Origin of the sequence: Streptomyces malaysiense, assembly GCF_000980885.2 — a bacterium.
Taxonomy (GTDB): Bacteria; Actinomycetota; Actinomycetes; order Streptomycetales; family Streptomycetaceae; genus Streptomyces; species Streptomyces malaysiense.
The window spans coordinates 1-4,980 of the sequence record NZ_LBDA02000113.1; the positions used below are offsets into that span (position 1 = coordinate 1).

At 72.9% G+C, this 4,980-nt stretch carries 3 protein-coding genes and 1 pseudogene; 1 reads left to right on the forward strand and 3 read right to left on the reverse strand.

Annotated features, from left to right (window positions below):
• From VT52_RS33175 to uvrC, 3 genes are all read right to left on the reverse strand, one after another.
• Nucleotides 1–928, reverse strand: a 928-nt coding sequence (locus VT52_RS33175) for a gluconeogenesis factor YvcK family protein (RefSeq protein WP_071387746.1), incomplete at its 3' end; no start/stop codon positions are given.
• Nucleotides 925–1,953, reverse strand: a complete 1,029-nt coding sequence (rapZ, locus tag VT52_RS33180; protein ID WP_046423888.1) for an RNase adapter RapZ — start codon at nt 1,951–1,953, stop codon at nt 925–927. The genes rapZ and VT52_RS33175, both read right to left, overlap by 4 nt.
• Nucleotides 1,950–4,217: an excinuclease ABC subunit UvrC gene (gene uvrC / locus VT52_RS33185; protein WP_071387747.1), complete on the reverse strand. Its 2,268-nt coding sequence runs from the start codon at nt 4,215–4,217 to the stop codon at nt 1,950–1,952. Before uvrC ends, rapZ begins: the two co-directional genes overlap by 4 nt.
• Before the next feature lie 345 nt (nt 4,218–4,562).
• Between uvrC and VT52_RS33190 the strand changes: the two are divergent.
• Nucleotides 4,563–4,980: pseudogene (locus VT52_RS33190) on the forward strand (hypothetical protein); the annotation flags it as partial.

The window sequence follows — 4,980 nt, forward strand, 5'->3', positions numbered from 1 at the left end:
GCACGGCGGCCTCGTCGGCGAGCACCACGTCCAGGGCGAGTTTAGGGGCGTGTCGCCCCAAAACCTCCAAATGACGCTGCGGGGAGAAGCCGTCGGTTTCCCCCGGCTGCGGAGCGAGGTTCAGGGACAGGACCTTGCGGGCCTTGGTCTCGGTCAGGGCGTCCAGCAGCTCGGGCACCAGCAGATGCGGGATCACCGAGGAGAACCAGGACCCGGGGCCGAGCACCACCCAGTCCGCGTCCAGGACCGCCGCGAGGGCCTCCGGCACGGCCGGCGGGTCGTTCGGCACCAGGTGCACGGACTGCACCTCGCCGGGCGTCAGCGCCACGGTGGCCTGCCCGCGCACGGTGTCCACGGCCTCCGGATGCTCCGGATCGTGCCCCTTGACCAGGGCCTGGAGCTCCAGCGGCACGGCGGACATGGGCAGCACCCGTCCGTGCGCGCCGAGCAGCTTGCCGACCAGGTCCAGCGCCTGGACGTGGTCACCGAGCTGCTCCCACAGGGCGACGATCAGCAGATTGCCCACCGCGTGGTCGTGCAGGTCGCCCTGGGACTGGAAGCGGTGCTGGATGACACGGGACCAGGTCTGGCCCCAGTCGTCGTCCCCGCACAGCGCGGCCAGCGCCTTGCGCAGATCGCCGGGCGGCAGCACGCCCAGCTCGTCGCGCAGCCGTCCGCTGGAGCCGCCGTCGTCGGCCACGGTGACGACGGCGGTGAGATCGCCGGTGATCCGGCGCAGCGCGGCCAGCGAGGCCGACAGACCCATGCCGCCGCCGAGCGCGACGACCTTGGGCTGTGCGCCCCGGCGGCGGGGCCGGCCCCCGCGGGCCTCGACCGGGCGGCCGGCACGGGTCCCGCCCGAGCGGCCGGAGCGCGCCTCGGGCACCATCCGGCGCAGCCGGCCCAGCCGCGGTGTACGTTCCGTCATTCCCGTCCCATGTCCCGGTGTACGACCACCGTCTCCACACCCTCGGCCGCGAGGCGCGCGGCGAGTTTCTCCGACATCGCGACAGAGCGGTGCTTGCCCCCGGTACAGCCGATCGCAATGGTCACGTAGCGCTTGCCCTCACGCCGGTAGCCGGCCGCGATCAGCCGCAGCAGCTCGGCGTAGCGGTCCAGGAACTCCTTGGCGCCGGGCTGGTTGAAGACGTAGGCGGCGACCTCGTCGTTGAGCCCGGTGAAGGGGCGCAGCTCCGGGACCCAGTGCGGGTTGGGCAGGAACCGCATGTCCGCGACGAGGTCGGCGTCGACCGGGAGGCCGTACTTGAACCCGAAGGACATCACGGTGGCCCGCAGCTCGGGCTCCTCCTCGCCGGCGAACTGGGCGTCCATCTTGGCCCGCAGCTCGTGCACGTTGAGGCTGGAGGTGTCGATCACCAGGTCGGCGTCGCCGCGCAGCTCGCGCAGCAGCTCCCGCTCGGCGGCGATGCCGTCCACGATGCGGCCGTCGCCCTGGAGGGGGTGCGGGCGGCGCACCGACTCGAAGCGGCGCACCAGGGCCTCGTCGGAGGACTCCAGGAAGACGATCCGCCGGGTGACGTGCTTGGCCTCCAGGTCCGCCAGCGACTCGCGCAGGTTGTCGAAGAAGCGCCGGCCGCGGACGTCCACCACGACCGCGATCCGCGCCACGTTGCCCTGGGAGCGCGCGCCCAGTTCGACCATGGTGGGGATGAGGGCGGGCGGCAGGTTGTCCACGACGAACCAGCCGAGGTCCTCCAGACACTTCGCGGCCGTCGAGCGGCCCGCTCCGGACATGCCGGAGATGATCACCAGTTCGGGGATCGCCGCTTCGGGGACCCCGGGGGTCTCGCCGCCCGTACTCACCTGTGCTCCGTCGTCGTCGCCCGTGTCCCGGCCGGTCTCCTGGCCGGTGGGCGGCGGGGCGGTCTCCCCGCCCGGGTCGGCGTGCGCCTGATCTCGGCGCTGGGTGGGCTGTGTTTCGTTCTCGCTCATGTCTCCTGCCCCCGTCGTTCGTCCGGGGGGCCCGCGGTCACGGGCTCCCCCGAGGAACCCGCCGTCGTCCCGGGTTCCCCGTCTTCCATGATCTCTCCGGTCGCCGTGTTCACGGCGGGTGCGGCCGGGGCCGCCTGGGCGAGGGCCGCGGCGATGGTCTCGGCCGTCTTGCGGCCTATCCCGGGCACTTCCTGGATCTGTTCGATTGTGGCGGACCGCAGCCGCTTCACCGAGCCGAAATGCTTGATGAGCGCCTGTTTCCTCGTCTCGCCGAGGCCGGGGACCTCGTCCAGGGGGCCGGCCCGGAAGCGCTTGGCCCGCTTGATGCGCTGGTAGGTGATCGCGAACCGGTGCGCCTCGTCCCGGACGCGCTGCAGCAGGTACAGGCCCTCACTGGTGCGGGGCAGCACCACGGGGTCGTCCTCCCCGGGCAGCCAGACCTCCTCCAGCCGCTTGGCCAGGCCGCACACCGCGATGTCGTCGATCCCCAGTTCGTCCAGCGCCCGCCGGGCCGCGGCGACCTGCGGCTGACCGCCGTCGACCACGACCAACTGGGGCGGGTAGGCGAACTTCCGGGGCCGGCCGTCGTCGCCCTTGGGGGAGCCGCCCAGGGGGCCCGCGACGGGATCGTCGAGAGGGTCGGGCCCGGTGGTGAGGGGGGCGGACCGCGGAGCGGTTCCGGGGGCGGCGGGCACGCCGGACCCTGTGCCGGCGGGGGGCGGGGGCACGGTGCCGGTGGGCGGAGCCGTGGCGCCCCAGGGCGCGGTGCCGGTACCGCCGGGGGCGGCACCGGGCCGCTCGTCCGTGAGCACGGCCCCGCCGTCGGTGCCCGGTTCCTCGCCGTCGGCCCACTCCCCCGTCCGCTCCTTCTCCGCGAGGTACCGCTTGAAGCGGCGGGTGATCACCTCGTGCATGGAGCGGACGTCGTCCTGGCCCGCGAAGCCCTTGATCTGGAAGCGGCGGTACTCGCCCTTGCGCTGGAGGCCGTCCTCGAAGACGACCATGGAGGCGACCACGTCGTCCCCCTGGAGGTGCGAGATGTCGTAGCACTCGATGCGCAGCGGGGCGCTGTCCAGGCCGAGGGCGTCGGCGATCTCCTCCAGGGCGCGCGAACGGGTGGTGAGGTCGGAGGCGCGTTTGGTCTTGTGCAGGGCGAGCGCCTGCTGGGCGTTGCGCTGCACGGTCTCCATGAGCGCCTTCTTGTCGCCGCGCTGCGGGATGCGCAGCGACACGTTCGCCCCGCGGCGGCCGGTCAGCCACTCCTGGACCGGCTCCACCGGCTCGGGCAGCGCCGGGACCAGCACCTCCTTGGGCACGGCGTCCCCGGTCTCCTCGCCGTACAGCTGCTGGAGGGCGTGCTCGACCAGGGCGCCGGTCGTGATCTCCTCGACCTTGTCGGTCACCCAGCCGCGCTGGCCGCGCACCCGGCCGCCGCGCACGTGGAAGATCTGCACGGCCGCCTCCAGTTCGTCCTCGGCGACCGCTACGAGGTCGGCGTCGGTCGCGTCGGCGAGCACGACCGCGCTCTTCTCCATGGCCTTCTTCAGGGCCCCGATGTCGTCGCGCAGCCGGGCGGCCCGCTCGTACTCCATGTCCTCGGCCGCCTCCGTCATCCGCTTCTCCAGGCGGCGGAGGTAGGTGCCGGTGCGACCGGCCATGAAGTCGCAGAACTCGTCGGCCAGGTCCCGGTGGTCCTCGGGGCTGATCCGGCCGACGCAGGGGGCGGAGCACTTGCCGATGTAGCCCAGCAGGCAGGGGCGGCCGGTGCGGGCGGCGTTCTTGAACACGCCCGCCGAGCAGGTGCGCACCGGGAAGACCCGCAGCAGCAGATCGACGGTGTCCCGGATGGCCCAGGCGTGTCCGTACGGCCCGAAGTACCGGACACCCTTCTTCTTGTGACCGCGCATCACCTGGACGCGGGGGAACTCCTCGTTCATCGTCACCGCGAGGTACGGGTAGCTCTTGTCGTCGCGGTACTTGACGTTGAACCGGGGGTCGTACTCCTTGATCCAGGAGTACTCCAGCTGCAGCGCCTCGACCTCGGTGGACACCACGGTCCACTCCACGGACGCGGCGGTGGTCACCATCGTCCGGGTGCGCGGGTGCAGGTTCGCCAGGTCCTGGAAGTAGTTCGCCAGGCGCTGGCGCAGGCTTTTCGCCTTTCCGACGTAGATCACCCGGCGGTGCTCGTCACGGAACCTGTACACCCCGGGGGTGTCCGGGATCTCACCCGGCCTGGGGCGGTAGCTGGAGGGATCGGCCATGTCTCACACCCTACTGGCGAGCGACGACACCGCGTCGGGCCTGTGGACGACCCCGGCCACGCGGCCCGTCCGGGGGCACCGGCGCGGACCGCCGGGGGTCTCGTCCGTCTGCGCCGGCGGGGCGCCGGGGGACGGGGTCCGGCCAGTAGTACGGGGCGTACGACCCCAAGGTGTTGTCGGGTTCTGGTCAACACGCTTCAATGCGGGGGAACTCGGGGCCGGCACGCGCAGGAAGGGGCGCGGCGCGCGCGGCCAGAGGCGTCCACGACGCCACGGGGGTGGCCCCGAACACCCGCGCAGACGGTCTGACCAGCCGTAGTGACACCGACAGAAAGGCCCCACGGCATGCGGCATGTCCTAGAGCACGCGGACCCTCCCACCGGGGAACTGGACACGGCCCTGCGGGGCGGTCCTTTCCACGTGGCGCTGCGCGCCGCGATCGCCGCGCGCGGCCTGCCGCTCCAGCGCGTCCAGCACCATCTCTCGCGCCACGGGGTCAAAGTCGGCGTGACCAGCCTGAGTTACTGGCAGCAGGGCGCCCGCCGCCCCCAGCGCCCGGAGTCGCTGCGCGCCGTCCGCGCCCTGGAGGAGATCCTCCAGCTGCCGGACGAGTCCCTGATCCGGCTGCTCGCCGAGTCCGGCCGGCGCGAGGAGGCCGGCCCGCCCGCGGGCCGCTCGTACCGCTCCCTGGTCGAGACCGCGGGCGTGCTGGACCGGCTCCGGGCCGAGCTGGACCGGCCGGCCGACAGCGGGCTGCACACCC

Bases quoted from the DNA above. Each gene is read 5' to 3' on its own strand.
- rapZ (WP_046423888.1), bottom strand. From the start codon at position 1,953: ATGAGCGAGAACGAAACACAGCCCACCCAGCGCCGAGATCAGGCGCAC.
- uvrC (WP_071387747.1), bottom strand. From the start codon at position 4,217: ATGGCCGATCCCTCCAGCTACCGCCCCAGGCCGGGTGAGATCCCGGAC.